We start from the raw sequence: 25,951 nt of genomic DNA on the forward strand, positions 1-25,951 counted from the left end.
GCGAGATGTCCCGGTCTGCGGGGAGGTGGGGGGACGCGTGGAGAGGCGGGGTGAAGGCCGTTGAGCCTTCACCCCGCCTCGCGGTGTGTGCGGTGGTGCTACAGGTCACCCGCCGTCCGTGGTGGTGGTGTCCGGGTTGGTGTTGGTGGCCGTGTCCGGGTTCGTGTTGGTGTCCGGGTTGGGGTTCGGGTTCGGGTTGGGGTTCGGCTTGGTGTCCGGGTTCGTGTCCTGGCCCGTGCCCTGGTCGGTCTTCGGGGCGTCCTGCGTGGTGCCCGTGTCGGTCCCCTTGTCCTGGGTGCCGGTGTCCGAGCCGCTGTCGGTGCCCTTGTCCTCGGAGCCGCCCTTGTCCGTGCCCTTGTCCTGGGTGCCGGTGTCGGTGCCCTTGTCCTTGGACCCGCTGTCGTCGGTGCCCTTGTCCTCGGTGCCCTTGTCCTTCGACCCGCTGTCCTTGGAGCCGCTGTCGTCGGTCCCCTTGTCCTTCGAGTCGCTGTCCTTGGAGTCCTTGGAGTCCTTCGAGCCCTTGTCCTTGGAGGTGCTGTCGTCCGAACCCTTGTCCTGGGAGCCCTTGTCCTTGGAGCCGTCGTCGGGACCCTTGTTCGAGGCGCCCGGGTCGTCGGAGTCCTTCTTGTCGGACTTGTCGGAGTCCGAGTGGTCGGAGTCCTTCTTGGCCTGGTCCTCGTCCTTCCAGTGGTCCTTGTCCTTGGGGTTCCAGTGGTGGTCGTTCTTGTGGTGCTCCCAGTAGTGGTAGCTGTCCTTGCTGTCCCAGTAGTAGTACTTGTCGTGCTTGACGACCACGTAGTAGCAGTCGTAGTGGTCGTCCCAGTAGTACTTGTGGTGGTTCGTGACCACGAAGTAGCAGTCGCGGTAGTTGTCCCAGTAGTACTTGTGGTGGTCCACGACGTAGTAGTAGCAGTCGTAGTGCTCGTCCCAGTAGTACTTGTGGCCGTTGGACCAGCAGACGTACTTGTGGCCCTCCTTGCCCTTGCCGGGCTTCTTCTCGCAGTGCTTCTTGTGATGGTCGTCCTTGTGGTGGTGGCCCTGGGCCAGGCTGGGCGGCGGGGCCTGGGGCATCGGGGCGGCGGTGGCCGAGACGGCCGGCAGGAGTACGCCTCCGGTGACGGCGACGGCCGACGCCACGGCCGCTCCGATGCCCAGCCGGCGCTTGGAAACGGTGCCCTCGGTGCTGCGGGTCTGCTTGATCATGATGTGCTCCTCCTGAAGTGTGCGGCACTGTTCTGTGCCGTCCGGGCTTCGTTCGTTCCGGTGTCTCCGGTGAAGCCCGCACTTCAAGTAGGCCCGCGGCCCGCGACAGGGTCACGTTCCGACAGCTCGGGACTTGACGCCCCCGCCGGGGTGGGTTACAAGCTCCGGCGGCGTGGGTCAGGCGCCCGCCGCCCGTGCCTCCCTACGGCGCCTGCGGCGGCTCACCCGGGGCTCCTGGTCCGGTAGCCACCCGAAGGCGAGGCAGCTGCCGGTGACGCCCAGAAGCAGGCCGATGAGGAAGCCGCCCAGGTTGGAGGTGAGCCAGGTACCCAGGGAGAGCAGGACGCCGGTGATGGAGTAGAAGAGCCGCTGGGCCGGGTTGAACAGGATCAGCAGCCCCAGCAGCAGCATCAGCCCCGGCAGCAGATAGCCGGCCAGGCCCTGCATGCCTATGTGCAGGACGACCTTCAGCGACGCCTTCTCGGTCAGCAGGATCTCGCCCCCGCCCAGAGCGAGCAGCAGCCCGCCCCAGAACGGCCGGCGGGCCCGCCATCCGCGGAAGGCGGGCCTAAGCCCCTGTCGTGGACGGTCCGGCATCGGTTCAGCAGCCCGAGCCGCTGAACCGGAGCTTGAGCCCGGGCAGCTTGAACACACCGGCGGTCGTCGCGTAGTTGGTCTGCCGCAGGTGGGCGATGTGCACGGTGTCGGCCTGCTGGCTGAAGACGCCGATCGGGCCCTTGGCGTTCGCCTTGTCGAGCGTGCTGGCGTCGTTGCCGATCTCGATGTTGTCGAAGGACGCGTCGCCCGACAGCACGGTGGAGTCGGTGGTGAGATCGCTCGCCGTCACCTTGTTCGCGCCGCTGCCGGCAGTGATCAGCAGATTGGTGCCGCCGAGGTCGACGCTCTGGCACAGCTTGGTGAGGGTGGCGTTCTTGATGGCGGAGGTGACGATCAGCACCTGCCCGCCGGTGTCTCCGGCGTTCGGGCTGCCGTCCGCCATGTTGTCGAGGCCGCCGAACTGCTCGAAACCGGTGCCGTCGAGCTGGGTCGCGGTGACCGTGAACGGCATGCCGGAGATCGCGAACTGCACGCCCAGCGCGCCCTGCGCGGTGAGGACCGCGAGACCCGCGGCGATCACGGTGGCGGGGACCGCCATCACCGCCGCCCGGCGCAGCCGGACCCGGCCGCGTCTCGCGACACCGGTCGTGGACCCGGCGGCGGCCGAGGTGTCGGACGGTGAACCGCTTCCCGGGTTCTCGGGGTTGGTGCCGGCGGACGAGACGTCCGGGGACGAGGCCATGTCTGCTCCCATGGGCATAGGTCAATGCGGGTTGGGCTCCAGTGGCGCGTTGTCCTGGCGCGGACAGCGGATGCCGCGCACGACTCCTCACAACTCCCGGCGAGTGCAAGGGCTTTCTCGTTACGCGGCAGTAGCCTCCGAGGAAGTTACCGCCGGTTACATTCGAGGGTCAAGGGAGATGTGAAAAATCCGTGTCGACACTGCGTAGGCGGCCTGACAGGGGGCGCGCGTGACCATCAAGTCCCTTGCATCGTATTGACGTTGATGCTTCATCAGGTCTAAAACTCTCCCCAGTTTCCCCATGGATCCGTGGCGCCGGATCCGCCGCCGCGGCATCGGCCGCCTCCCGGCCCTTCCAGCAAACGCTTCGCATCGGTCCCGCCCCTGCACGGCCGCATCCCTCCGGTCCGTGTCCGCCGGCCGCTGCCCCGCACGGCCCGGCCGGAGCCCTTTCCCCCGGGGACTCCGGCCGGGTCCGGTCGGCCGCCGCTACCTGCCGGCCGGTCGCCGCCACCTGTCCGGCCGGGCGCCGTCACAGGACCGGCGGACCGTCACCGGTCCGTCATGCACGGAGAAGGCGTCCCGGACCGGTGACAGCGGCGGCCCCCCCATGAGCCCACCCCCCACACCCCACATCACCTCACCCCCACCGGAAGAGAGGCACACCCCCATGCGCAAGCGCACCCTCCTGGCCCTCGCGGGCACCGTCGCCGCACTCGGCCTCACGGCGGCCGGCCCCGCCTCCGCGGCCGGCGCCGTCCTCACCATCGGCGGCACCGGCGGTACCGCCGTCGCCGTCGGCGACACCCTCACCGCGCCGCTGGCCAGTGGCACCTCCGCCACGCTCTACTCCAGCGCGACCGGCACCAGCGGCGTGACCTGCACGTCGTCCCAGTTCACCGCCACCGTCACCGGCAACCCGGACGCGCCGGGCACGGCCACCGAATCGGTCACCGGGCACACCTTCGACAGCAGCAGCTGCACCAGCAACGTCATGGGGGTGCTCGGCGTCAGCGGCATCACGGTCGACCACCTGCCGTACACGGCGACGGTCGGCTCCGACGGCACCCTCACCGTCCTGCCCGCGGCCGGCTCGACCATCCAGACCACGGTCAAGCTGCGCACCCTGCTCGGCAGCATCACCTGCGTCTACCAGGCGCCCAGCCTGACCGGGAAGGCCGACAACGCCGACAGCAGCATCTCCTTCACCAACCAGCGGTTCAGCAAGGTCTCCGGTTCAGGACTGTGCTTCGCCAGCGGCTACTTCACCGCCAAGTACGCCCCGGTGACGGACGGGGGCGCCCCGGTCTCGGTCAACTGACGTACACGACGACAACGTTCAGCGTCGACGCAGACGCAGAGCGAGGGCGGCGCCCCCGGTGAGCAGCAGCACCGCGGCGGCGCCGCCCGCGATCGCCGGCGCCGAGGGTCCCGATCCGGAGCGGGTGGCCGCGGCGACCGGCGTGCTGCCGGCGGGGGAGTGCGCGGCCCCCTTCGCGGGAGGCGGGGCCGCGGTGCCCGACACGGGCTTCCCGGCCGCCGCCGCAGCCCCCTCGCCCGCCTCGCGCGCCTTGGGGAACACCACGTCGGAACACGAGTAGTAGGTGTCCGGCGTACTGCTGTTCTGCCATACCGTGTACAGCATCTGACGCCCCGTCCGGTCTTTCGGCAGGGTGGCGGCGATGTGGTACGCCCCGTTCGTCAGCGGAGGGTCCGTGACCGTGGCGAACGGCCGCGCGGGCAGGTCGGACCACCTCAGCGGCTTCGCCGGGTCGTAGCCCGGCCGGGTGAGGTAGAGGCGGAACGTACCGGAGTGGGCGATCGTCGAGGCGTACGTCATCGTCAGCCGGGCGCCCGGGGTCAGCCGGGTCGCCGGCCAGTCCGTCCGGGCCAGATCGAGCCCCCGGTAGGCCGGCAGGTTCCCGCTGCACAGCCTGCCGTCCGGGAGCACCTGCCGGTCGCGGCCGTCCACGCCCGCCACGCGCAGGTTGTCCCAGGCGGTGAACGGAGCCCCGTTCGCCGCGACCGCCGCGCGGCAGGCCGCCGACCGGCGAGCGGCGGCGTCGCCCTCGGGGGAGCAGGCGTACACCCGGCTCACCGGGTCCGTGGGGGCGCCGTGGGCCTGGGCAGACCCCGCCGCCCACGGCAGGAGCAGGAGCGGAGCCGCGGCTGCGGCCACCGTGACGCTCAGGCGGGCGGTCGTCCGAGTCATCCGGGACATCTCCTCGGCGGGCACGGGAACGGGGTCTGCCGCTTCCAGTACGGCGCCCACGCCGTCCGCGTTCACCAGGAGCGGGTTCCGGCCGGACCGGGCGCGGTTCCGGCCCGGTTGGCAGGGTCGGCACCCTCCCGTGCAAGGCCGGCGGAGGCGCCGTTGAGGACGGTCCACGAGGCTCGTAGGGTGGTGATCACCGGCACGGCGCACTCCGTGCCCCGGTGCGGTCGGTGGCCGCCGCGGGCCGGACCGGCCGGCGTGGTCCGAGCGGAGGGTCGTACTCCCGACTCCCGTGATCCACACGTGAGTTATCGTTGTGCGGGGCGAGTGAAACGCACCTGATGTCCCGTATGTTCATGTCGTGAGAAGGGGTCTTTTCGATGGCGAGGCAGTTACGTGCCGAGCAGACCCGCGCAACGATCATCAGGGCCGCCGCCGACCTGTTCGACCGGCGCGGCTACGAGTCCACCAGTCTGAGCGACATCGTCGAACACGCGAAGGTCACCAAGGGCGCACTGTACTTCCACTTCGCCGCCAAGGAGGACCTGGCCCACGCCATCCTGGAACTCCAGGCCGAGGCCGCCCGCAAGATGGTCACCGACGTCGAGAGCCGCGGCTGCTCCGCGCTGGAGGCGCTGATCCGGACCACGTTCGGGATCGTCCGGCTCGCCGTCGCGGACCCCGTCCCGCGCGCCGGACTCCGGCTCGCCACCGCGGACATCGCGATGCGGCCCCCGCTGCGCCACCCCTTCACCGAGTGGCTGGAGTTCGCCACCCGCAAGTTCACCGCCGCCGTCCGCGAGTCCGACGTGCACAGCGACCTCGACGTCGGCGTCGTCGCCCACTCCCTGGTGTGCTTCTTCATCGGCACGCGGGTCGCCGGCCGCTCCCTCGAACCCGTCGGGCGGCTGCCGCGCAGGGTGGCCGAGATGTGGCACCTGATGATCCGCGGCCTGGTCCCGGTGCACCGCCGCCCCCGCTATCTCACCCTCGCCTCGCAGCTGGAACGGGAGATCAGAACTGTCTGACCCGCGCGACGGCACCGACACGCACGCCCGGCGCGGGCGACGGTCCGCGGGCCGACCTCAGAGGACCTGCATCGGCAGCGACTTGATGCCGTTGATGAAGTTCGACACGAGCCGCCCGAGAGGCCCGGCCGGCCGCAGCTCCGGCACCGCCGTGAGCGTCTCCTCGTAGAGCAGGCGTAGTTGGAGCCGGGCGAAGTGCGCGCCCAGGCACACGTGCGGTCCGTCACCGAAGGACACGTGCGGATTGGGGGAGCGGTCCAGGTCGAGCCGGCCGGGCTCCGCGAAGGCGCGCTCGTCCCGGTTGGCCGAGGCGTGGAAGACGACGACCTTGTCCCCCGCCCGGATCCGCCGCCCCGCCAGCTCGGTGTCCCGTGCGGCGGTCCGGCGGAACGTCAGTACGGGCGGGTGCCAGCGCAGCAGCTCGTCGACCGCCGACGGCAGGCCCGTCTTCCCGGCGCGGAGCGACGCGTAGGCCTCCGGATGCCCGGCGAGGGCCAGCAGTCCGCCGGGGGCCGCGCTGCGCACGGTGTCGTTGCCGGCGACGGTGAGCAGGAAGAAGAACATCTCCAGCTCGGCCTCGGCGAGTTCCGGGTCGTGGGCGAGTGTCGTCATGATGTCGTCGGCGGGATTCCGTCGTTTGTATACGGCCAGCTGCCGGACGTAGTCGAACATGTCCCGCAGCATCGCGGGCGAGCGCGGGTTGACCGGCTTGCCCGTGCCGTCCAGCACCGGGGTGCCCGCCTCGTCCGGGTCCTGGTAGCCGATGACCCGCTGCGTCCAGTGAAGCAGCAGCCGCCGGTCGCTCGCCGGAACGCCCAGCAGATCGGCCAGGTTGAGCAGCGCGTACTCGTCGGTGACCGCAGCCACCAGGTCGACCGTGCCGTCCGCCGCGCCCGCGCGGGCGACCGCGTCCGCGAGCAGCGAGCGGGCCCGTTCCCGGGCGACGGACGCGAACCGGTCGACCCGGGCCGGGGTGAACGCGCGGCTCACGAGCCGCCGCAGCCTGCCGTGCCGCGGCGGGTCCTGGTTGAGCATCATGCGGCGGATGAACGGCAGGTCCTCCGGGTCCGGGTCTCGGATCTGGGTCGCGCCGAGGCACGAGGAGTACGTCGCCGCGTCCTTGAGCACCCGCACCACGTCCGCGTGCCGGGTCACCGCCCAGAACCCGGGCCCGGCCGGCCAGCCCAGCACCTCCCGCTCGTCCTGCCAGGCCACGGGATGGTGGTCGCGCAGCACCCGGTAGTCGGCGTAGGGCACCCCGGCCGCGTACCGGCGCGGATCGAACACGTCGGGCACGGTCGGAGCGGCCTCGCGCACGCTCACGCCGACTCGCCCACGCCGTCGCCGACGACCCGCACGGCGCCCGCTCCGGTGTCGCGGTCACCGGTGTTGCCGTCATGGGTGTCGCCGTCGCCGCTGTCGTCCGCCCGCAGGAAGTCCTCCACCACCCGGATCAGCTCCAGCGGTGTCTCGTCCATCGCGTAGTGCCCGGCCGACGGCAGCGCGGTGAGGCCGGCCCGCGGGTACCAGGCCAGCCACGTCTGCCGCAGCACCGCCGGGGACAGGGCGGGGTCGAGTTCGCCGGCCACGGCCAGCGCGGGCACCTCGCAGCCCTCCACGTCGGCACGGAAGTCCTCGCCCGCCCACGAGTCGAGCCAGGTCCGGAACGCCTTCGCGTCGCTGCGCGCCAGCGAGCGGGCGACCATCCGGTCCAGCCAGGCGGCGGGACGGCGGCCCCCGGTGGTGAAGTCGATGATCGCGCGCCGGTTCTCCGCCTTGTGCGCCGCGTCCGTGAACAGCGCGCCCTGCTCACCGGAGAGCGGCAGCCCCGACGCGGGCACGGGGGACACGCCGACGATACGGCGCAGCCGGTGCGGGGCGACCGACAGCAGTCGCTGCGCCACGGAGCCGCCCATGGAGTGCCCGAGCACCGAGAACTGCTCCCAGCCCAGCCGGTCGGCGAGTTCCACCAGATCCCGCGCGGCCTCGGTCGTCGTGAACGAACCAGCGGCGTCTCGGGCCTCGCCGTAGCCGCGCAGATCGACCAGGGCGTAGGTGAAGGCGGTGCGGTCCAGGTCGGGCAGGACGGCCGCGTACGCGGAGCGGTCGGCGAACCAGCCGTGCACGGCGAACACCTTGTGGGCGCCGTCGCCGTGCACCTCGTGGGGCAGTACGAAGGAGGTCATGCGCCTACCGTGGCCCGCGCGCGGGGGCTCGGCAAGGGGGCGGAGCGCGTGCGTGGGGCGCGGGCGCGGGCGACCCCACGGGCGCCAAGTCCATGTTTGGCGCCGGGAGTTCCCGTTTCGGCGACGGTTCACGCGATGGTGTGATCATGTCCGGCGGTCCGGATGGCGCCGTTGAGCCGCGGGTAGTCCCCGGCCATGACACAGCCGTTCGTACTCCCGCCCTTCTACATGCCGTATCCCGCGCGGCTCAATCCGCACGTCGACCAGGCGCGTGCCCACTCGACCGCGTGGGCACGCGAGATGGGCATGCTGGAGGGCTCCGGGATCTGGGAGCAGGCGGACCTGGAGGCGCACGACTACGGACTCCTGTGCGCCTACACGCACCCCGACTGCGACGGGCCCGCGCTCTCGCTGATCACCGACTGGTACGTGTGGGTGTTCTTCTTCGACGACCACTTCCTGGACATGTTCAAGCGCACCCAGGACCGCGCCGCCGGGAAGGCGCACCTCGACCGGCTGCCGCTGTTCATGCCGCTCGACCTCGCCACACCCGTGCCGGAACCCGAGAACCCCGTGGAGGCCGGGCTCGCCGACCTGTGGGCGCGCACGGTGCCCGCGATGTCCGTCGACTGGCGCCGCCGGTTCTCCGTCGCCACCGAGCATCTGCTCAACGAGTCCCTGTGGGAACTGGCCAACATCAACGAGGGGCGGATCGCCAACCCCGTCGAGTACATCGAGATGCGCCGCAAGGTGGGCGGCGCCCCCTGGTCGGCGGGTCTCGTGGAGTACGCGACGGCCGAGGTGCCCGCCTCCGTCGCCGCCACCCGGCCCCTGAGGGTCCTCATGGAGACCTTCTCCGACGCCGTCCACCTGCGCAACGACCTGTTCTCCTACCAGCGTGAGGTCGAGGACGAGGGCGAGAACAGCAACGGCGTGCTCGTCCTGGAGACCTTCTTCGGCTGCACCACCCAGGAGGCCGCCGACACCGTCAACGACGTCCTCACCTCCCGGCTGCACCAGTTCGAGCACACCGCGCTCACCGAAGTACCCGCCGTCGCCCTGGAACAGGGCCTCGCGCCGCACGAGGCGGCCGCCGTCGCCGCCTACACCAAGGGCCTCCAGGACTGGCAGTCGGGCGGCCACGAATGGCACCTGCGCTCCAGCCGCTACATGAACGAGGGCGCCGTCTCCGCCTCCCCCTGGCAGCCGCCGAGCGGCCCCGGAAACGCCGCCGACATCGGTGCCCTGCTCGCCGCGGCCGCCCAGGAACGCCTGCGCGCCCACTCCCACGTGCCCTACCAGAAGGTGGGCCCCTCCCTGCTCCCCGAGTTCCAGATGCCCTACGAACTCCGGCTGAGCCCGCACCTGGACGCCGCCCGCCGCAACCTCCTCGCCTGGACCCACCGCACGGGCATCCTCCACGAGGGCATCTGGGACGAGGACAAACTCGCCGCGTACGACCTCGCCCTCTGCTCCGCCGGACTGGACCCGGACGGCACCCCCGAGGCCCTCGACCTCAGCGCCAGGTGGCTCGCCTGGGGCACCTACGGCGACGACTACTACCCCCTGGTCTACGGCCACCGCCGCGACCTGGCCGCCGCCCGCCTGACCACGGCCCGGCTGTCGCGGTGCATGCCGGTCGACGGCGAGCCCGCCCTCGTCCCCCGCGACGCCATGGAACGCGGACTGCTCGAACTGTGGGCCGAGACGACGGCGGAGATGACTCCCGGCCAGCGGCGCACCCTCAAGGCGTCCGTGGACAGCATGACCGAGAGCTGGGTGTGGGAACTGTCCAACCAGCTCTACAACCGCGTCCCCGACCCGGTCGACTACCTGGAGATGCGCCGCTCGACCTTCGGTTCCGACCTCACCCTCAGCCTGTGCCGCATGGGCCACGGACCGGCGATCCCACCGGAGGTGTACCGCAGCGGGCCGGTCCGCTCCCTGGAGAACGCGGCCATCGACTACGCCTGCCTCCTCAACGACGTCTTCTCGTACCAGAAGGAGATCGAGTACGAGGGGGAGATCCACAACGCGATCCTCGTCGTGCAGAACTTCTTCGGCGTGGACTATCCCCGCGCCCTCGAGGTGGTGGCCGACCTCCTGAACCAGCGCATGCAACAGTTCGAGCACGTCCTCGCCAACGAACTGCCGGTCCTCTACGACGACTTCGAGCTGGGCGAGGAGGCCCGCGCGGCGATGGACGCCTATGTCCTCGACCTGCAGAACTGGATGGCCGGCATCCTGAACTGGCATCGCGAGGTCGACCGCTACAAGGCCGGGTGGCTGGGCCGCCGGGCGCACACCTTCGTGCCGGACCGGCCCCCCGTACCGGTCCGGCTCGCCGGCTGAGGCGCGCCGCGCGCGCCCGGTCTCAGGACGGCTGCCGCACTCGGGCCGCGTGGTCGGCGGCCGCCCCGGCCAGCGCGCGCACCACCGGGTGCGGCCGCGTTCCGTCGCCGTACAGCTCCGGCTGGAAGAGGGTGGCCAGGAAGAAGGGGTGCCCGGGGAGTTCGGCGACGCGGGGCCCGCCGTCCTCGTCGTGCCCCGAGAAGCGCAGGCCGTGCGCGCGGAGGGTGTCGAGGTGGCGGGAGGGGCCGTAGGCGCAGAAGTAGCGCTCGACCGTGCGGGCCGAGCCGATCACGGATCCGGCGAGCGAGTCCGGCTCCACCGTCACCACGGCCTCGTGGCCCACCAGCGAGCAGGCCAGCGGCTCGATGAGGAAGTCCTCGGCGTCCGGGTCGTTCTCGGCGTGCGCGACCCGGGTCAGCCCGCACACGTTCCGGGCGTACTCCAGCAGCGTGTGCTGGAAGCCGCCGCACGTGCCCAGGAACGGGATGCCGTCCTCGCGGGCGGTGCGGATCGCCGCGAGGACGCCCCCCTCGCTGCGGTAGGGGCTGCCCGGCAGCACCCACACGGCGTCGAAGCCGCGCACCGCGCCCTCGGCCTCGGCGTCCTTGGTGGGAATCCAGTAGGCGTCCAGCAGCAGCCGGTCGCGGGCGGCGAGTGCGTCCAGCAGGAGCGGGATCCGGGTGTGCGAGACGACGTTGGGGGAGCGGTCGCCGACCAGGGCGAGTGTGGCGGTCTTCGTCATGGACCTCATCCTCGGTCCGGCCACTCGTTCACGTCCAACGATGATTCCTGCACAGTCGATAAGCATTCCTGATGCCGGATGGGATGCTGTGCGGCATGGACCCGCACCTGCTGCGCACCTACGTCACCGTGGCCCGGCTCGCCTCCTTCTCCGAGGCCGCGCGCGAGCTGGGCTACACCCAGTCCGCCGTGTCCCAGCACATCGCCGCCCTCGAACAGGACCTCGGCGCCGCCCTCCTCACCCGCCGGCCGGTCGCGCCCACCACGGCGGGGGAACGGCTGCTGGAACACGCGGGTCCGCTTCTGCTGCGGCTGGACGCGGCCCGCGCCGACGTGCTCCGCATGGCCGCCGCACCCGCCCACGGACTCACCCTCGCCACCACACCGACCGCCCTCGGGGCCGGCCCCCTCGACGCGCTCCCCGCCGCCGGGCTGACCCTGCGGATCCTCGCCCGCGCCGACATCCCGGCCGCCGTCGCCACCGGAACCGCCGACCTCGGCCTCCTCGACGGACTCGCCGCCCCCAGCGACCCCCTCCGGCTGCCGGACGTGGCACCGCTGACCACGCACGGCGTCGCCGAGGAACCCGTGGCCGTCCTGCTCCCCGCCACCCACCCGCTGGCCCGCCGCACCGGCCTGCGCCTCGCCGACCTCGCCGACGCCCGGTGGATCGACGCGCCCGACACCGCACTCCCGCTCGCCCAGCTGCGCACCGCCAACGGCGGTGGCGCCTTCCGCCCCGCCCTGCGCTACGAGGGGACCGATCTGCGCACCCTCACGGCGCTCACCGCCGCCGGCCACGGCCTCGCCCTGCTGCCCCGCCGCGCCTGCGCCGGCGTACCCGGCACGGCCGCGATCGCGCTGACGCACCCGCGCGTCGTCCACCGCACCGAACTCGTGCACGCGGGGACACCGGCGGGAGCGGCGGCGGAACTCATCCGGACACTGACCGTCGGGGCCTGAGGACGGGACGCCGCGGGGCGCGGCACCGGCGGCGTGGCCCAGGGGCCGGCCGGGCGCCGGCCGGTCGGGCGGGAGTGCGCGCCTGGTCGGTGCGGGCGTGCCGCCACGATCCGGGGGCCGCCGGCGCCGACAGGCGGGCCGAGGACCGCCGCCGGTCGGCCATGACTACCCTCCGCCACCCTTCGGCCAGTCTCACTCGTTCGTGGCTCGTCGGTGCCGGGCGCCCCGGGTAGAGCATCTGCCGGAGGCGAGCGAACCATGGAACAGACTGCGTTGCGTCCCAAGCCCATGCCCGGCCAGGAGCGCCCGGACGGCGACCCGTCCCGGACCACCCGGAGCCCGCACGGCGCGCGCCGCCGCGGACGGCGGCTGCGGACCCTGCTGTCCGGCCTGCTCGTCGGCACCGTCCTCGTGCTGTGCGGGATCGGCCTCGGCACCGTCGGCGCCACCGTGATCGGCCTGGGCAAACTCGCCGACCCGCGCCGTCAGGCCACACCGCCCCCCACCGCCCACGCCACCCCCTCCGCCCAGGCCACCGCGCCCACCGGCCCGGGCGCCCCGGCCGCGACCGGCGCGACCCTCGGACTGGAAGCCGTGGACGCCGGCAAGGCCGGAGCGCTGGTGATCGGCGTCCACGTGCCCGGCCCCGGCTACACGGCGGGCCTGGTCCGCGGCGACGTCCTGCTGCAGTTCGGTACCACCCGCGTAGACAGCGCCGCCGACCTGGCCCACGCCGTCGCACGCGCCCACCCAGGCGCCCCGGTGACCCTCACCGTGCGTCACCACAGCGGGGCCTACCAGCAGTTGACGGCCACCCCGGGCGTGCTGACCTGACCAGGCCGCGGCGTGGTGACCCGGCCGGCCCGCAGCCCGGCACAGCGACCGCTCGAACCCGCTCGCGTCCCCCTCCCCGGCCGGGCAGGATGCTGCCCGGGACTCCTTCGCCCGTCCACCCACCCGCGCCCGGAGGTCCGGATGACCGGTAGTACGCCCGCGCCCTTCACCGTCGCCGACTACAGGGCCCGTATGGAGCGAGCCGCCCACGCCGCCGCGGAGGCCGGACTCGCCGGGCTCCTCGTGGCACCGGGCCCCGACCTGGTCTGGCTGACCGGGTACGCGCCCACCGCCGTCACCGAACGCCTCACCCTGCTGGTCCTCACACCCGGCCACGACCCAGTCCTCGTCGTGCCCACCCTCGAAGCCCCCGACGCCGCGCACGCGGCCGGCGCCCCCGCCCTCACCCTGCGGGACTGGACCGACGGCAAGGACCCCTACGCCGTCACCGCCGCCCTCCTCGACGGCCACGGCCGGTTCGGCATCAGCGACAACACCTGGGCGCTGCACCTCCTCGGCCTCCAGCGGACCATGCCCGGCACGACCTGGGCCGCCCTCACCGACGCCCTGCCCATGCTGCGCGCCGTCAAGGACGCCGCCGAACTGGAGCTCCTCGCGGCCGCCGGGGCCGCCGCCGACGCCGCGTTCGAGGAGATCAGGAACGTCCCGTTCGCCGGCCGCCGCGAATCCGACGTCGGCCGGGACCTCGCCGGTCTGCTGCGCCGCTTCGGCCACTCCCAGGTCGACTTCACCATCGTCGGCTCCGGACCGAACGGCGCCAACCCCCACCACGAGGTCGGCGACCGCGTCATCCAGGACGGCGACATGGTCGTCCTCGACTTCGGCGGTCTCAAGGACGGCTACGGCTCCGACACCACCCGCACCGTCCACGTCGGCGAGCCCACCGACGAGGAGCGCCGGGTGCACGACACCGTCCGCGCCGCCCAGGAAGCCGGCTTCCGGGCCGTACGGCCCGGCGTGGCCTGCCAGGACGTCGACCGGGCGGCCCGCGCGGTCATCGCCGACGCCGGATACGGCGAGTACTTCATCCACCGCACCGGGCACGGCATCGGCGTCACCACGCACGAGCCGCCGTACATGATCGAAGGGGAGGAGCAGCCCCTCGTACCCGGCATGTGCTTCTCCGTGGAGCCCGGCATCTACCTCCCCGGCCGGTTCGGGGTGCGCATCGAGGACATCGTCACGGTGACCGGGGACGGCGGACGGCGCCTGAACAACACCACCCGTGAGATGGTCATAGTGGGCTGAACGGCCCAGGAGAGACATCCCCGACGACCTCGACGACATCCCGGAACGGCGACGCGCGACCCATGACCCAGCCACCGACACCCACCGCGGACAGCGTCCGCAGACTGGTCCGTTCCCTGCTCCCGGAGAGCGCGGACGACGCGCAGGGACCCGACGTCCGGCCCGTCACCCAGGGCCGTACGCACACCTGGTGGGTCGGCACCCGCCACGTCCTGCGTCTCGCCCCCGACCGCGAGGCCACCCTGCGCCGGCGTCGCGAACTGCGACTGCGCGACCTGGTGCGCCCGCACCTGCCGGTCGCCGTCCCGGCCAGCGTGGCGCACGGCGACTGGGCACCCGGCCTCGCCTACACGCTCGACGCCAAGCTGCCCGGCGGCACCGCCGACGACCACGACGTCTCCGCCGTCGGCGAGGCCGACCTCGCGGGCCTGCTCACCGGGGTCCGCGCCGTGCCCGTACGGCAGGCCGAGACGCTCGGCGTGCCGCGCTCCGCGCCCCGGTCCCTGGAGGCGCTGCGCCGCATGGCGGTGCAGGCGGCACAGCGGCTCGCGGCGGCCGACGAGTTCGACGCCGCCCGGCTGCTCCAGCTCACCCCGCCCGGCGCCGCCCAGCTCGCGGCACAGCCCGCCGCCGCGGTGCTGACCCACCACGGGCTCACCGGCGACCACGTCATCGTCAGCCCCGACGGACGGGTGCGGGGCATCCTGGACTGGACCGAGGCCGCCCTCGGCGACCCCGCCGAGGACATCGCCGGCCTCGCCGTCGCCGTCGGCTCCCCGGCGGCCGTCCGCGCCGCCACCCTCGCCGGCTACGGCGCCCGCCCCTGCCTGCGCGGCCTGTGGCTCGCCCGCTGCGACACCCTGACGCGCCTCGCCGACCACCTCGAAGGCCGGACCACCGGCTCCCTCACCCTGCTGCGCAGCCAACTGCGCCGCGTCTGGGAGCCGATCCTGCTGGAACGGGTGACCGAACTCAAGGAGGAGTAGCACGCGGGCCGGCTAGCCCCAGCGAGTCCCGCCAGGGCGTGCCGAAGCGGTCCCGCCGTCCCGACCCCGCTACGGCTGGGTCAGCACCACGCAGGACTCCCCGGGAAGGTGGAGCAGGCCGTCGGCGTCCGGGGCCGTCGCCGCCGGGTCCCAGGCGGCGAGGATCTCCGTGCGGCCCGTGCCCAGCGGGATCGCCGCCGGCTCCCCGGCCAGGTTCACCGCCACCCGGACGTCGCCGCGCCGGAAGGCCAGCCAGCGGGCCTCCTCGTCGTAGGCCACCTTGGTGTCGGCGAGGTCGGGATCGGTGAGGTCGGGCTGCTCGTGGCGCAGCGCGATCAGCCGCCGGTACCAGTCCAGCACGCGCGCGTGGGGCTCACGCTCCCGCTCCGCCCAGTCCAGGCAGGACCGCTCCCGCGTCTTCGGGTCCTGCGGATCCGGTACGTCCGCCTCGGCCCAGCCGTGGGCCGCGAACTCCCGGCGCCTGCCCCGCCGTACCGCCTCGGCCAGCTCGGGGTCCGGATGGTCGGTGAAGTACTGCCAGGGCGTGCCCGCAGCCCACTCCTCGCCCATGAACAGCATCGGCGTGAACGGCGAGGCCAGCACGAGCGTGGCCGCGCAGGCCAGCAGGCCGGGGGAGAGGAGCGCGGCGAGCCGGTCGCCCTGGGCGCGGTTGCCGACCTGGTCGTGGGTCTGGCTGTAGCCGAGCAGCCGGTGCCCGGCCACCCGCGCCCGGTCCAGCGGCCGGCCGTGGTGACGGCGCCGGAAACTGGAGTACGTGCCGTCGTGGAAGTACCCGCCGGTGAGCGTCTTGGCGAGCGCGGCCAGTGGGGCGTGCGCGAAATCGGCGTAGTAGCCCTGCGACTCGCCGGTCAGCGCGGTGTGCAGGGCGTGGTGGAAGTCGTCGTTCCACTGCGTGTGCAGTCCGAGGCCGTGCTCCGCGCGCGGGGTGATCAGACGCGGGTCGTTCAGGTCGGACTCGGGGATCAGGAACAGCGGCCGGCCCTGCTCCGCGGCGAGTGCGTCCACGGCCGCGGACAGCTCCTCCAGGAAGTGGCACGCGCGCGTGTCGTACAGCGCATGCACCGCGTCGAGGCGCAGCCCGTCCACCCGGTAGTCCCGCAGCCACGCCAGCGCGCTGCCCACCAGGAAGGCGCGCACCTCGTCCGAGCCGGCCCCGTCCAGGTTCACCGCCGAACCCCACGGCGTGTGGTACGCGTCCGTGAAGTACGGGCCGAACAACGGCAGGTAGTTGCCCGACGGGCCCAAGTGGTTGTGCACGACGTCCAGGACGACGGCCAGCCCCAGCTCGTGCGCCCGGTCGACGAACCGTTTCAGTGCCTCGGGTCCGCCGTACGGCTCGTGCACCGCCCACGGCGACACCCCGTCGTACCCCCAGCCGTGCCGCCCCGGGAACGGGCACAGCGGCATCAACTCGACGTGTGTGACGCCCAGTTCGACGAGATGCTCCAGCCGGGCGGCGGCTGCGTCCAGGGTGCCCTCCCGGGTGTACGTCCCCGCGTGCAGCTCGTACAGCACCGCGCCCGGCAGCCCGCGCCCCGCCCACGCGGCACGCCACGCGTACCGTCCGTGGTCCACGACCGCGCTCAGCCCGTCCGGGCCGTCCGGCTGCCGCCGCGAGCGCGGATCGGGCAGCACCGGGCCGTCGTCCAGCGCGAACCCGTACCGCGAGCCGTCCCCCGCCTCCGCCTCCCCGGTCCACCACCCCGCCCGTTCCGGATCGCGTTCCAGCGCGCGCGCCGCGCCGTCGCACTGGAGCGTCACTCGGTCTGCCTGCGGTGCCCACACCTCGAACTGCACGGACGGTTCCCCTTCGTCTGCTCACCGTGATGTCCCGCCCGCCCATCGTGCCCCGAACGAGATCGATCCGCCGTCGAAACAAGCCTTTCCCCGCAGGTGTCGGGTCCACCGCGCGCGTGGGCACCGCTTCCGCGTCGTCTGGACACCGGGGGCCACCGCGCCGGACAATCCTCAGCGTGACGTCGTCCTTCGAGTTCCCCACCTACCCCGCGCGGCTGTCCGACGCGGAACGGGACAAGGCGCTGCGGGCCCTGCGGGACGGCGTCGCCATGGGCCGCCTCTCCCACGACACCTTCCTGCACCGCATGGAACTCGCCCTCGCCGCCCGCCGCGCCGACGAACTCGCCGTCCTCACCGCCGACCTGCCCCGCGAGAACGGCTTCTCCCGCGCGGTCCTCGGCACCGTCGAGGCCGTCTCCGGCTTCACCGTACGGCTGCGCCGCGCCTGGCAGGCCGAGCGTCTGCCCAAGCTGCTGCTGCCGCACCCGGACAGCGGACACCCGCTGCGCATCGGACGGGATCCGGCCAGCGGGCTGCGGCTGAACCACGAGACCGTCTCCCGCGTCCACGCCGAACTGCGCCGCCAGAGCGGCCTGTGGATCCTGCGGGACCTCGGCTCCACCAACGGCACCACCGTCAACGGACGCCGGGTCACCGGCGCCGTCGTCGTCCGCGAGGGCGACCAGGTGGCCTTCGGCCGGGTGGCGTTCCGGCTCGCCGCGAGCTGACGTACCGTCCGGCCGGCGTGGCCGAAAACCTCTTGTCCGCCACGGTGTTGACGTACCCCCCAAGTCGTGACTGACTGTGCGTACACCATGCGCAACCGGTGAACCGACGGCACCACTGTGTGGAGGTGTGTCCTGCCGCCACTCCCGCGCTACCCGTCCGTCGGCGAACTCGCCGCCCGCGCCTCCGTCCTCGCCGCCCGCCACCCCCGCGACGCCCGGCTGCGCCGCGTCGGCACCTCCCGCGCCGGCACACCGATGTGGCTGCTTTCCATCGGTCACGGCGACCGCCACACCCTGGTCGTCGCCGGCCCGCACGCCAACGAACCCGTCGGCGGCGCCACGCTCCTCACCCTCGCCGCCCGCGTCCTCGCCGACCCCGCGCTCACCGACGACACCGACACCACCTGGAACCTGTTGCTGTGCCTCGACCCCGACGGGGCGCGCCGCAACGAGGGCTGGCTGGCCGGGCCGTACACCCTCGGGCACTACTTCCGGAACTTCTTCCGGCCCGGCTTCCTCGAACAGCCCGAATGGCTGCCCGACGGTCCGGACGCCGCCGCCCTGCCCGAGACCCGCGCCCTGCTCGCACTCCAGGACGAACTCCGCCCGGTCCTGCAGTGCTCGCTGCACGGCGTCGACGTCGGCGGCGGCTTCGTCGAGCTGACCCGCGACCTGCCCGGCCTCGGCCGGCGCCTCGCCCGCACCGCGGCCGAACTGGGCGTGCCCCGTGAACTCGGCGCCTACGACACCCTGTACTGGCCCACCCTGGCGCCCGCCGTCTACCGCATCCCGCCGCCCCGCCGCGGCGGCCTGGCCGCAGCCATCACCGAGGCCGCCGTCGAGTCGACGTGGTACCACCCGCACCGGCACGGCACCGTCACCGCCGTCGTCGAGGCACCCATGTGGGGTGCGGCCGGCGTCGAGGACGGCGCACCGCCCGCCGACCGGGACGCGGAGCTACGGGCCGTCAGCCGGTCGCTGCGCCGTGACATCCGGCTCCTCGGCGGCATCCTCGCCCGCATCCGGCCGCATCTCGGCGCCACGCCCGACGCCGCCCGGATGCTCGCGCCGGTCGACGACTACCTGCTGGTCTGCCCCGGCCTCGCGGACGACTGGGACCCCGACACCGACACCGGCACGGGCCACCCGCTGCCGCCGCTCAGCCGCGCCCACCTGGCCGCCCTGCGCATCGCCGGGCGGCGCCTCGCCCTGCGCACCGCCGGACTGCTGCACCGGCTCGTGCGCGGCACCGGCCAGGACCCGGCCGGCGTGCTGCCCGACCTGGACCGCCTCATCGACCTGTGGTGCGCGGAGTTCCGCGACGACTGCGGGGCACGCTGGATCCCGGTCGCCCGCCAGGCCGAGTACCAGGCACGCGTGGTGCTGCACGCGTTCGAACTGGCACACGGCCGCGCGCCCGTGGGCTCTCGTTCGGGTGAGCCGGGCTGGGGAACGCGGGCCGCCGTGCCGATGCACGGGGAATGACGCATCTCATCCGAGCGACAGTCACGGCCGGCGCCCTGCTGGCAGCGGCCACCGGCCTCCTCACCGCGGGCCCCGCCGACGCCGCCCCCCGGGACGCCGGCCCCGGCAACTGGCTCTACCTCACCGTCACCCACGGCGCCGCCCCCACCGCCGGAACGCCCGGCACCCTGCTGCTGTGCGACCCGCCCCAGGGCCACGCCCAGGCCGACGCCTGCGCCGAACTCGCCGCCGCCGGCGGGGACATCCGCAGCATCCCGGTCCGGCACGGCATCTGCCCCATGATCTACGCCCCGGTCACCGCCCAGGCCCGCGGCCGCTGGAACGGGCGCCCGATCACCTACCAGCAGACCTTCGCAAACCCCTGCGTCCTGAGCGCCCGAACAGGCCCGGTCTTCACCCCGGCCGACTAAATCCCGCCCCTGCTGCCCCCTGACCCCGGTTCTCCTGGCGGCCGCGCCGCAGGGCGTTCGTTCACCTCTCGACCCACCGAGTCGGGTGGTGGGTGGGCGAAGGCCGGGGGTCCAGGGGGGCGGAGCCCCCTGGATGACGGCGCCGCACGTCGGCGCGCTCACGCCGCGTGGTCGCGGGCCGCCTGGGCCGCCACCAGCACCGTGCGCGACTGGTGCTCCACCTGATGCGCCAACGGCACCCACCGCGCCCGGAACCGCTCCGCGTACGCCTCGCACCAGGTGGCCACGAGCCGCTCAAGACGCGGCGCCGCCCGGTCGTCCACCTCCCGCAGCACCCGCAGCAGCATCGCCGCCGCCCGCAACGGCAGCCGCCGCCCGAACGCGTCGACGCTGCCGACGTACGCCATCGTCGTCCCGGCCGGCGGCCGCCCGCTCCAGTCCTCCGCGAGCCCCGGTATCAGCTCCAGCGCCCACCGCGAGGCCCGCAGCAGCGGACCGTCAGCGCCGTCCAGCCGGGGCAGCGCCTCGGCGAGCACCGCCTCCACCTCCAGCGAGTCCCGCAGCAGCCGCCGCGCCAGCCGCCGCATCGCCGCCTCGGGCGCCGGATGCGGAGCCGGGTCGTCCACCAGGTCGCTGGCCCACATCGGCACCTCCACCACCGCGGTCAGACCGCCGTACCGGTGGGCGTGGTACCAGGTGCTGTGCCGCGCGTCGTCCGGCATGCTCGGGTACGGCACGCCGGTCTCCGGCCCCGGCATCACATGCACCCCGGGCCCACTGGCGGGCCACCCGGCGGCGTCCGAGGCACCCGTCTCCACCGGGATGTGCAACTGCGCCGCGGACTTGGCGAACGGCTCCGCCAGCCCCGGCACGTCCCTCGTCAGCTGCACCCAGCTGCCGCCCAGGTCGGTGCCGTGCAGCGTCACCTGGAGGTAGGGGCGCAACTCGTCGATCACCCCGGTCAGGGCCCGCGTCTCCGGCGGCAGCCGGTCCGGCGGCAGCACCGACGGCGACCACTCGGGTTGCTCCGAACCGGTCGGCCGGTAGAAACCGAGGTGGTAGTCGAGCAGGCTGCGCGGCGCCGGGGTCACGTGCAGGCTCGCCCCGTCCGGATCCGCGCACAGCAGGAAGTGCCACGACGTGTCCGCCCGCAACTCCCGCTCGGCGAGCACGCGTTCGGCCAGCACCCGTAGCGTGCAGCCGCCGGTCGGCTCGTTCGCGTGGGCGCCGGCGACCACCAGCACGGCGCGGCGCGCGTGTCCGACGGACAGCAGGTGCAGGGGGCGGCCGGCCCGCGAGGAACCCACCGGTCGCAGGGCGCACAGCCCGGGCTCCTGGGCGGTCAGCGCGCGGGCGGAGTCGACCAGTTCGGGAACGGTGGGGTAGCGCAGTCGCGGCAGGAGACTCACCCCCGTTTGGTCTGCCCTGCTTCGCCCTCCCAGTCCCGCACGGCCCGCCTGAACTGTCAAGCATTCGGGAGGCGGCCTCCGGAAGCCCTCCGGGGGCGCCCGGGAGCGTCAGGCCCTGTCTGGAGTTGGCCGCCTGCCCCGCGACGCCCGGTGCGGCACCTCGCCGCACGGCCGAATCATCCAAGTACGTCCAGTACGAGGACGATCCGGCCGCGCACCGAGGCACCGCACCGGACGCCGCGGGGCCGCCCTCCGGGCGACGACGGCCAACTCCGGACAGGACCTGGCCCCGTGGCGTCAGTCCTCCGTCCGCTCCAGCAGCGCCACCGGCAGGTGCGCGAACAGGTCGGCCACGCGCGCGTGCCCCGTGAACCGCCGTTCCGGGGTGAGCAGGTCCGTCCACCGGCCGGGCGGCAGGGGCAGCAGCGTCTCGTCCCAGCCGCCCGCGTCCGCGAGCCGGAGCGACAGCCGGGTCACCGCCGTCACCACCTCGCCGGACCGGGCGAAGGCCAGGCAGTGCCCGGCAGCCCGGCCCTCCGCGGTCAGCGGGGCGTACGTCGCCGAGGCGCCGAAGGTGCCGGGCCGGCGGGAGCGCAGCCGCAGGGCCGCCGCCGTGAGCGCGTCCTTCTCCCCGGGCAGTGACGGCGGGAACTCCACCGGCCGCCGGTTGTCGGGGTCCACCAGCGCCCGGTACTCGCCCTCCGTGCCCTGGTACACGTCCGGCACACCCGGCATCGTCAGATGGACCAGCGCGGTGCCCAGGACGTTGGCCCGGACGTGCGGCTCCAGCGCCTTGCGGAGGGCGGCCACGCGCTCGCCCGGCGCCCCGCACGGTCCCGCCGCGACGAAGGCCTTGACCGCCTCCTCGTACGGCGGCTCCTGCTCCGTCCAGCTGGTGTAGAGGCCCGCCTCGCGCGCGTGCTTCAGCAGCGCCTCCTGGACCCGCTCCTCCTCCGCCTGCCCCAGTCCGAACACCGTCTGCCAGGCGGCCCACGCCAGCTGCCCGTCGGGCACGCCGTCCCCGGCCGCCGTCACCTCGGCGAGCACCTCGGCCCACCGGGCGGGGCACTCGGTGAGCACGGACAGGGCCGCGCGCACGTCGGCGCTGCGCTTGGTGTCATGCGTGGACACGACCGTCCCGGTGAGCGGCCGGTCGCGCTGCACGCGCGCGCAGTAGGCGTGGAAGTCGTCCGGGGACACGCCCGGGCTGCCCGGCGCCCCGCCCACCTCCGTCGCCGACAGCAGCGGCACGTAGCGGTAGAACGCCGTGTCCTCCACCGACTTGGCGCGCAGCGCCGACGCGGTCTGCGCGAACCGGGTCCGCAGCTCCACCCGGTCGGTGTGGTCCGGCGCCGAGGCGTCACCGGTCGGCTCGACGAGCAGCCGTCGTACGACGTCGACGGCCTCCGCCTCCTCGGGCACGACGAACGCCAGCCGGGCCTCCTCGGCCGCTTCCCCGGTGACGACGGCGGAGGCGTCCTGTGAGGTGTACGGCCGGTACACCCGCAGCCGTACCAGCAGCTCCTCCAGGGCGGTGCGCAGCGCCCAGGGTGCCCGGTCGCGCAGCGCGAGGTCGGGCGAGACGGCGCACAGGCGGGCCGCCACCCGGGTGAGCCGGTCGGTCTCGGTGGCCAGTTCGTGCGTGAGCACCTTGTAGGCGGCGCGCCGCACCGTGGCCTCCCAGTTGCCGCCCCGGTCCGTCTGCGGGGCGGCGAACCTGCGGTACTGGCCGAGGAGTTCGTACGCCCCGGTGGTGTCCGTGAACAGGCCGTCGACGTGTCGGAGGGCGTCGTAGCCGGTGGTGCCGGCGACGGGCCAGGAGGCGGGCAGGTGCTCGCCGTCGGCGAGGATCTTCTCCACGACCGTCCAGCGCCCGCCCGTGGCCTCGTGGAGCCGGGCGAGGTAGGCGTCGGGGTCGGCGAGCCCGTCCGGGTGGTCGATCCGCAGGCCGTCGGCCACGCCCTCGTCAAGCAGGCGCAGGACCGTGGCGTGCGTGGCGTCGAACACCTCGGGGTCCTCCACGCGCACCCCGATCAGCTCGGAGATGCTGAAGAAGCGCCGGTAGTTCAGCTCGGTGCGGGCCAGTCGCCACCACACGGGCCGGTACCACTGGGCGTCCAGCAGCCGGGGCAGCGGCAGGTCCTCGGTGCCTTCGCGGAGGGGGAAGGCGTGGTCGTGGTAGCGCAGCACCCCGCCGTCGACGGTCAGGTGCTCCAGCTGGGTGCCGACCGGACCGCCGAGCACCGGCAGCAGCATCCGGCCGTCCTGTGCGTCCCAGTCGATGTCGAACCAGCGCGCGTACGGCGAGGCGGGGCCCTCGCGCAGCACCTCCCACAGGGCGTGGTTGTGCCGGGGCGCCATGGCCATGTGGTTCGGCACGATGTCCAGCACCAGGCCAAGGCCGTGCTCCCGCGCCGTGCGGGACAGCGCGCGCAGTCCCTCCTCGCCGCCCAGTTCCGCCCGCACGCGCGCGGGGTCGACGACGTCGTAGCCGTGGGTGGAGCCCGGTACCGCCTCCAGGACGGGGGAGAGGTGCAGGTGGGAGACGCCGAGCGAGGCCAGGTACGGTACGGCGGCCGCGGCGGCGGCGAACGGGAAGGCGGGCTGGAGCTGCAGCCGGTAGGTGGCGGTCGGCACTCCCGGTCCGGGTCGCTCAGAGGTCATGGAACCCTACGTACCCCGCTCGCCGCCTTTCGTGTCATCCATTCCGGTGAAGCCGGGGGCCGGGACGACCCCCGGCCCCCGCCCCCTGGGCCGTCACGCCGGCCGTTGCAGCACCGTCAGGCTGCGGTCCACCAGCGTCAGCCGTTCACCGGCCGCGACCTTCGGGCCCGCGCCCGGCGGTACGCCCTCGGGCCGGGCGGTGTCGACGACCACCTGCCACTGCCGGCCGTGGTCGGCCGGCACCACGAAGTCCAGCTCCTGCGGGGAGGCGTTGAACATCAGCAGGAAGGAGTCGTCGGCGATCCGCTCCCCGCGCGAGCCGGGTTCGGAGATCGCGTTGCCGTTGAGGAACACCGCCAGCGCCGACGCGGGGGCCGACTCCCAGTCCCGCTGGGTCATCTCCTCGCCCTCGGGGGTGAACCAGGCGATGTCGGACAGGTCGTCGTGGGTGCCCTCCACCGGCCGGCCGTGGAAGAAGCGGCGCCGCCTGAGCACCGGGTGGTCCCGGCGCAGCCACACCATCGCCCGGACGAACTCCAGCAGCTCGGTGTCCTCCTCGGGCCACTGGAGCCAGGACAGCTCGTTGTCCTGGCAGTAGGCGTTGTTGTTGCCCCGCTGGCTGCGGCCGAACTCGTCGCCGTGGCTGATCATCGGCACGCCCTGGGACAGCATCAGGGTGGCGAGGAAGTTCCGCGTCTGCCGGGCGCGCAGCCGCAGCACGGCCGGGTCGTCGCTGTCGCCCTCCGCGCCGCAGTTCCAGGACCGGTTGTGGCCCTCGCCGTCCCGGTTGTCCTCGCCGTTGGCGCGGTTGTGCTTGTGGTTGTAGGACACCAGGTCGTGCAGGGTGAACCCGTCGTGGCAGGTCACGAAGTTGATGGAGGCCAGCGGGCGGCGCCCGTCGTCCTGGTACAGGTCCGAGGAGCCGGTCAGCCGGGAGGCGAACTCGGCGAGCGTGCGCGGCTCGCCCCGCCACAGGTCCCGCACAGTGTCGCGGTACATGCCGTTCCACTCGGTCCACAGCGGCGGGAAGTTCCCCACCTGGTAGCCGCCCTCGCCAACATCCCACGGCTCGGCGATCAGTTTCACCTGGGAGACCACCGGGTCCTGCTGCACCAGGTCGAAGAACGACGACAGCCGGTCCACCTCGTGGAACTGCCGGGCCAGCGTGGCCGCGAGGTCGAAGCGGAAGCCGTCGACGTGCATCTCGGTGACCCAGTACCGCAGCGAGTCCATGATCATCTGTAGGACGTGCGGGGACCGCATGAGCAGCGAGTTCCCGGTGCCCGTGGTGTCCATGTAGTAGCGCGGATCGTGGGTGAGGCGGTAGTACGACGGGTTGTCCAGGCCCTTGAAGGACAGCGTCGGGCCCAGGTGGTTGCCCTCGGCCGTGTGGTTGTAGACCACGTCGAGGATGACCTCGATCCCGGCCTCGTGCAGCGCCCGGACCGCCGACTTGAACTCCAGGACCTGCTGGCCGCGGTCGCCCCAGGAGGCGTACGCGTTGTGCGGGGCGAAGAAGCCGATGGTGTTGTAGCCCCAGTAGTTGTTCAGGCTCATGTCGACCAGCCGGTGGTCGTTCACGAACTGGTGTACGGGCATCAGCTCCAGCGCTGTCACGCCGAGCTTGGTCAGGTGTTCGATGATCACCGGATGGGCGAGGCCCGCGTAGGTGCCGCGCAACTCCTCCGGCAGCCCCGGGTGACGCATGGTCAGGCCCTTGACGTGGGCCTCGTAGATCACCGTGTGGTGGTACTCGGTGCGCGGCGGCCGGTCGTCGCCCCAGTCGAAGTACGGATTGATCACCACCGAGGCCATGGTGTGCGGCGCCGAGTCCAGGTCGTTGCGCTCCTCGGGGGCGCCGAAGTGGTAGCCGTACACCTCCTCGCCCCACCGCACGGACCCGCTGACCGCCTTGGCGTACGGGTCGAGCAGCAGCTTCGCCGAGTTGCAGCGCAGCCCGCGCGCGGGGTCGTACGGGCCGTGCGCCCGGAACCCGTACCGCTGCCCCGGCATCACGCCCGGCAGGTACGCGTGCCGCACGAACGCGTCGCTCTCGCGCAGTTCCACCGCCGTCTCCGAGCCGTCGTCGTGCAGCAGAGACAGCTCTACTCGGTGCGCGGCCTCCGTGAAGACCGCGAAGTTGGTCCCGGCGCCGTCATAGGTGGCGCCGAGCGGATACGCCTCTCCAGGCCAGACCTGCATGGACACGACTCTCCCAGGTGTGCCGCCCGCCGGGGCGGTGTTGGCCGCGAGTCTCCTTCGAAAGTGACGGAACCTGACGGAACCTCCCCCGACTTACTGCCCTCTTACCGGCCGACCAGCGCGCGCGGCGGGCGGGTACCCGCGGCGCGCCGAACCAG

General features: G+C 73.2%; 21 protein-coding genes. 10 read left to right on the forward strand and 11 right to left on the reverse strand.

Annotated features, from left to right (window positions below; translation table 11 throughout):
* Positions 1–105: 105 nt before the first annotated feature.
* The 3 genes from ABZ854_RS16410 to ABZ854_RS16420 all read right to left on the reverse strand — a co-directional run bounded on the left by ABZ854_RS16410 (position 106) and on the right by ABZ854_RS16420 (position 2,503).
* The gene (locus ABZ854_RS16410) at positions 106–1,203 is read right to left on the reverse strand and encodes a hypothetical protein (protein ID WP_361210512.1); all 1,098 of its coding nucleotides are present in this window, start codon (positions 1,201–1,203) and stop codon (positions 106–108) included.
* A gap of 177 nt (positions 1,204–1,380) precedes the next feature.
* Positions 1,381–1,800, reverse strand: coding sequence for a DUF6114 domain-containing protein (locus ABZ854_RS16415; RefSeq protein ID WP_361210515.1), 420 nt, complete (start codon positions 1,798–1,800; stop codon positions 1,381–1,383).
* Positions 1,801–1,804: 4 nt separating this feature from the next.
* A complete protein-coding gene (locus tag ABZ854_RS16420) occupies positions 1,805–2,503 on the reverse strand; it encodes a DUF6230 family protein (RefSeq protein ID WP_361210782.1) in 699 nt (232 codons plus the stop codon).
* Between the two features lie 670 nt (positions 2,504–3,173).
* Here ABZ854_RS16420 and ABZ854_RS16425 point away from each other — a divergent pair.
* Positions 3,174–3,824, forward strand: a complete 651-nt coding sequence (locus ABZ854_RS16425; RefSeq protein WP_361210518.1) for a Tat pathway signal sequence domain protein — start codon at positions 3,174–3,176, stop codon at positions 3,822–3,824.
* An 18-nt stretch (positions 3,825–3,842) separates the two neighbouring features.
* Here ABZ854_RS16425 and ABZ854_RS16430 read toward each other — a convergent pair whose 3' ends face one another.
* Positions 3,843–4,715, reverse strand: coding sequence for a lytic polysaccharide monooxygenase (locus ABZ854_RS16430; RefSeq protein ID WP_361210521.1), 873 nt, complete (start codon positions 4,713–4,715; stop codon positions 3,843–3,845).
* 383 nt (positions 4,716–5,098) lie between these two features.
* On the opposite strand from ABZ854_RS16430, the gene ABZ854_RS16435 reads away from it, so the two are divergent.
* Positions 5,099–5,746: a ScbR family autoregulator-binding transcription factor gene (locus tag ABZ854_RS16435; protein WP_129305926.1), complete on the forward strand. Its 648-nt coding sequence runs from the start codon at positions 5,099–5,101 to the stop codon at positions 5,744–5,746.
* Between the two features lie 57 nt (positions 5,747–5,803).
* Here the strand turns inward: ABZ854_RS16435 and ABZ854_RS16440 are convergent, their stop codons facing one another.
* Together ABZ854_RS16440 and ABZ854_RS16445 are read right to left on the reverse strand one after the other, a co-directional pair.
* Positions 5,804–7,069 carry a cytochrome P450 gene (locus ABZ854_RS16440; RefSeq protein ID WP_361210525.1) on the reverse strand — a complete coding sequence of 422 codons (1,266 nt, stop codon included), beginning with the start codon at positions 7,067–7,069 and terminating at the stop codon, positions 5,804–5,806.
* Positions 7,066–7,932 carry an alpha/beta hydrolase gene (locus ABZ854_RS16445; protein WP_361210528.1) on the reverse strand — a complete coding sequence of 289 codons (867 nt, stop codon included), beginning with the start codon at positions 7,930–7,932 and terminating at the stop codon, positions 7,066–7,068. The genes ABZ854_RS16440 and ABZ854_RS16445 overlap by 4 nt, the downstream gene beginning before the upstream one ends.
* A gap of 195 nt (positions 7,933–8,127) precedes the next feature.
* On the opposite strand from ABZ854_RS16445, the gene cyc2 reads away from it, so the two are divergent.
* Positions 8,128–10,284 (forward strand): germacradienol/geosmin synthase Cyc2, encoded by a 2,157-nt coding sequence (gene cyc2, locus ABZ854_RS16450; protein ID WP_361210531.1) that lies wholly within the window; start codon positions 8,128–8,130, stop codon positions 10,282–10,284.
* Between the two features lie 22 nt (positions 10,285–10,306).
* Here cyc2 and ABZ854_RS16455 read toward each other — a convergent pair whose 3' ends face one another.
* Positions 10,307–11,026: a hypothetical protein gene (locus ABZ854_RS16455; protein WP_361210534.1), complete on the reverse strand. Its 720-nt coding sequence runs from the start codon at positions 11,024–11,026 to the stop codon at positions 10,307–10,309.
* 95 nt (positions 11,027–11,121) lie between these two features.
* On the opposite strand from ABZ854_RS16455, the gene ABZ854_RS16460 reads away from it, so the two are divergent.
* From ABZ854_RS16460 to ABZ854_RS16475, 4 genes are all read left to right on the forward strand, one after another.
* Complete coding sequence (locus ABZ854_RS16460) at positions 11,122–11,988, forward strand: LysR family transcriptional regulator (protein WP_361210785.1); 867 nt, start codon at positions 11,122–11,124, stop codon at positions 11,986–11,988.
* Between the two features lie 258 nt (positions 11,989–12,246).
* Positions 12,247–12,822, forward strand: a complete 576-nt coding sequence (locus tag ABZ854_RS16465; RefSeq protein ID WP_361210537.1) for a PDZ domain-containing protein — start codon at positions 12,247–12,249, stop codon at positions 12,820–12,822.
* Positions 12,823–12,963: 141 nt separating this feature from the next.
* Positions 12,964–14,091: an aminopeptidase P family protein gene (locus ABZ854_RS16470; RefSeq protein WP_361210540.1), complete on the forward strand. Its 1,128-nt coding sequence runs from the start codon at positions 12,964–12,966 to the stop codon at positions 14,089–14,091.
* Between the two features lie 62 nt (positions 14,092–14,153).
* Positions 14,154–15,077: a phosphotransferase gene (locus ABZ854_RS16475; protein WP_361210543.1), complete on the forward strand. Its 924-nt coding sequence runs from the start codon at positions 14,154–14,156 to the stop codon at positions 15,075–15,077.
* Between the two features lie 69 nt (positions 15,078–15,146).
* Here the strand turns inward: ABZ854_RS16475 and treZ are convergent, their stop codons facing one another.
* Positions 15,147–16,895 (reverse strand): malto-oligosyltrehalose trehalohydrolase, encoded by a 1,749-nt coding sequence (gene treZ / locus ABZ854_RS16480; RefSeq protein WP_361210546.1) that lies wholly within the window; start codon positions 16,893–16,895, stop codon positions 15,147–15,149.
* Between the two features lie 176 nt (positions 16,896–17,071).
* Here treZ and ABZ854_RS16485 point away from each other — a divergent pair, with 176 nt between their 5' ends.
* The 3 genes from ABZ854_RS16485 to ABZ854_RS16495 all read left to right on the forward strand — a co-directional run bounded on the left by ABZ854_RS16485 (position 17,072) and on the right by ABZ854_RS16495 (position 19,518).
* Entirely contained in the window at positions 17,072–17,623 is a 552-nt protein-coding gene (locus ABZ854_RS16485) for a DUF1707 and FHA domain-containing protein (RefSeq protein WP_361210549.1), read from the forward strand.
* Between the two features lie 117 nt (positions 17,624–17,740).
* Entirely contained in the window at positions 17,741–19,108 is a 1,368-nt protein-coding gene (locus tag ABZ854_RS16490; RefSeq protein ID WP_361210552.1) for a M14 family zinc carboxypeptidase, read from the forward strand.
* On the forward strand, positions 19,105–19,518 hold the full coding sequence (locus ABZ854_RS16495) for an SSI family serine proteinase inhibitor (protein ID WP_361210555.1): 414 nt from the start codon (positions 19,105–19,107) through the stop codon (positions 19,516–19,518). Before ABZ854_RS16490 ends, ABZ854_RS16495 begins: the two co-directional genes overlap by 4 nt.
* A 158-nt stretch (positions 19,519–19,676) precedes the next feature.
* Here the strand turns inward: ABZ854_RS16495 and ABZ854_RS16500 are convergent, their stop codons facing one another.
* The 3 genes from ABZ854_RS16500 to glgX all read right to left on the reverse strand — a co-directional run bounded on the left by ABZ854_RS16500 (position 19,677) and on the right by glgX (position 25,793).
* Positions 19,677–20,927, reverse strand: a complete 1,251-nt coding sequence (locus tag ABZ854_RS16500; RefSeq protein WP_361210558.1) for a M14 family zinc carboxypeptidase — start codon at positions 20,925–20,927, stop codon at positions 19,677–19,679.
* 297 nt (positions 20,928–21,224) lie between these two features.
* Complete coding sequence (treY, locus tag ABZ854_RS16505; protein WP_361210561.1) at positions 21,225–23,591, reverse strand: malto-oligosyltrehalose synthase; 2,367 nt, start codon at positions 23,589–23,591, stop codon at positions 21,225–21,227.
* Between the two features lie 93 nt (positions 23,592–23,684).
* Positions 23,685–25,793 carry a glycogen debranching protein GlgX gene (glgX, locus tag ABZ854_RS16510; RefSeq protein WP_361210564.1) on the reverse strand — a complete coding sequence of 703 codons (2,109 nt, stop codon included), beginning with the start codon at positions 25,791–25,793 and terminating at the stop codon, positions 23,685–23,687.
* Between the last annotated feature and the right edge of the window lie 158 nt (positions 25,794–25,951).

Origin of the sequence: Streptomyces sp. NPDC047028, from assembly GCF_040644095.1 — a bacterium.
In the GTDB taxonomy this organism is placed as follows: Bacteria; Actinomycetota; Actinomycetes; order Streptomycetales; family Streptomycetaceae; genus Streptomyces.

Coding starts and splice junctions, on each gene's coding strand:
- ABZ854_RS16465 (WP_361210537.1), top strand. CDS start 12,247: ATGGAACAGACTGCGTTGCGTCCCAAGCCCATGCCCGGCCAGGAGCGC.
- ABZ854_RS16435 (WP_129305926.1), top strand. CDS start 5,099: ATGGCGAGGCAGTTACGTGCCGAGCAGACCCGCGCAACGATCATCAGG.
- ABZ854_RS16420 (WP_361210782.1), bottom strand. CDS start 2,503: ATGGCCTCGTCCCCGGACGTCTCGTCCGCCGGCACCAACCCCGAGAAC.
- ABZ854_RS16415 (WP_361210515.1), bottom strand. CDS start 1,800: ATGCCGGACCGTCCACGACAGGGGCTTAGGCCCGCCTTCCGCGGATGG.
- ABZ854_RS16475 (WP_361210543.1), top strand. CDS start 14,154: ATGACCCAGCCACCGACACCCACCGCGGACAGCGTCCGCAGACTGGTC.
- ABZ854_RS16425 (WP_361210518.1), top strand. CDS start 3,174: ATGCGCAAGCGCACCCTCCTGGCCCTCGCGGGCACCGTCGCCGCACTC.
- ABZ854_RS16410 (WP_361210512.1), bottom strand. CDS start 1,203: ATGATCAAGCAGACCCGCAGCACCGAGGGCACCGTTTCCAAGCGCCGG.
- ABZ854_RS16455 (WP_361210534.1), bottom strand. CDS start 11,026: ATGACGAAGACCGCCACACTCGCCCTGGTCGGCGACCGCTCCCCCAAC.
- ABZ854_RS16460 (WP_361210785.1), top strand. CDS start 11,122: ATGGACCCGCACCTGCTGCGCACCTACGTCACCGTGGCCCGGCTCGCC.
- ABZ854_RS16430 (WP_361210521.1), bottom strand. CDS start 4,715: ATGACTCGGACGACCGCCCGCCTGAGCGTCACGGTGGCCGCAGCCGCG.
- ABZ854_RS16470 (WP_361210540.1), top strand. CDS start 12,964: ATGACCGGTAGTACGCCCGCGCCCTTCACCGTCGCCGACTACAGGGCC.
- treY (WP_361210561.1), bottom strand. CDS start 23,591: ATGACCTCTGAGCGACCCGGACCGGGAGTGCCGACCGCCACCTACCGG.
- cyc2 (WP_361210531.1), top strand. CDS start 8,128: ATGACACAGCCGTTCGTACTCCCGCCCTTCTACATGCCGTATCCCGCG.
- ABZ854_RS16495 (WP_361210555.1), top strand. CDS start 19,105: ATGACGCATCTCATCCGAGCGACAGTCACGGCCGGCGCCCTGCTGGCA.
- glgX (WP_361210564.1), bottom strand. CDS start 25,793: ATGCAGGTCTGGCCTGGAGAGGCGTATCCGCTCGGCGCCACCTATGAC.
- ABZ854_RS16445 (WP_361210528.1), bottom strand. CDS start 7,932: ATGACCTCCTTCGTACTGCCCCACGAGGTGCACGGCGACGGCGCCCAC.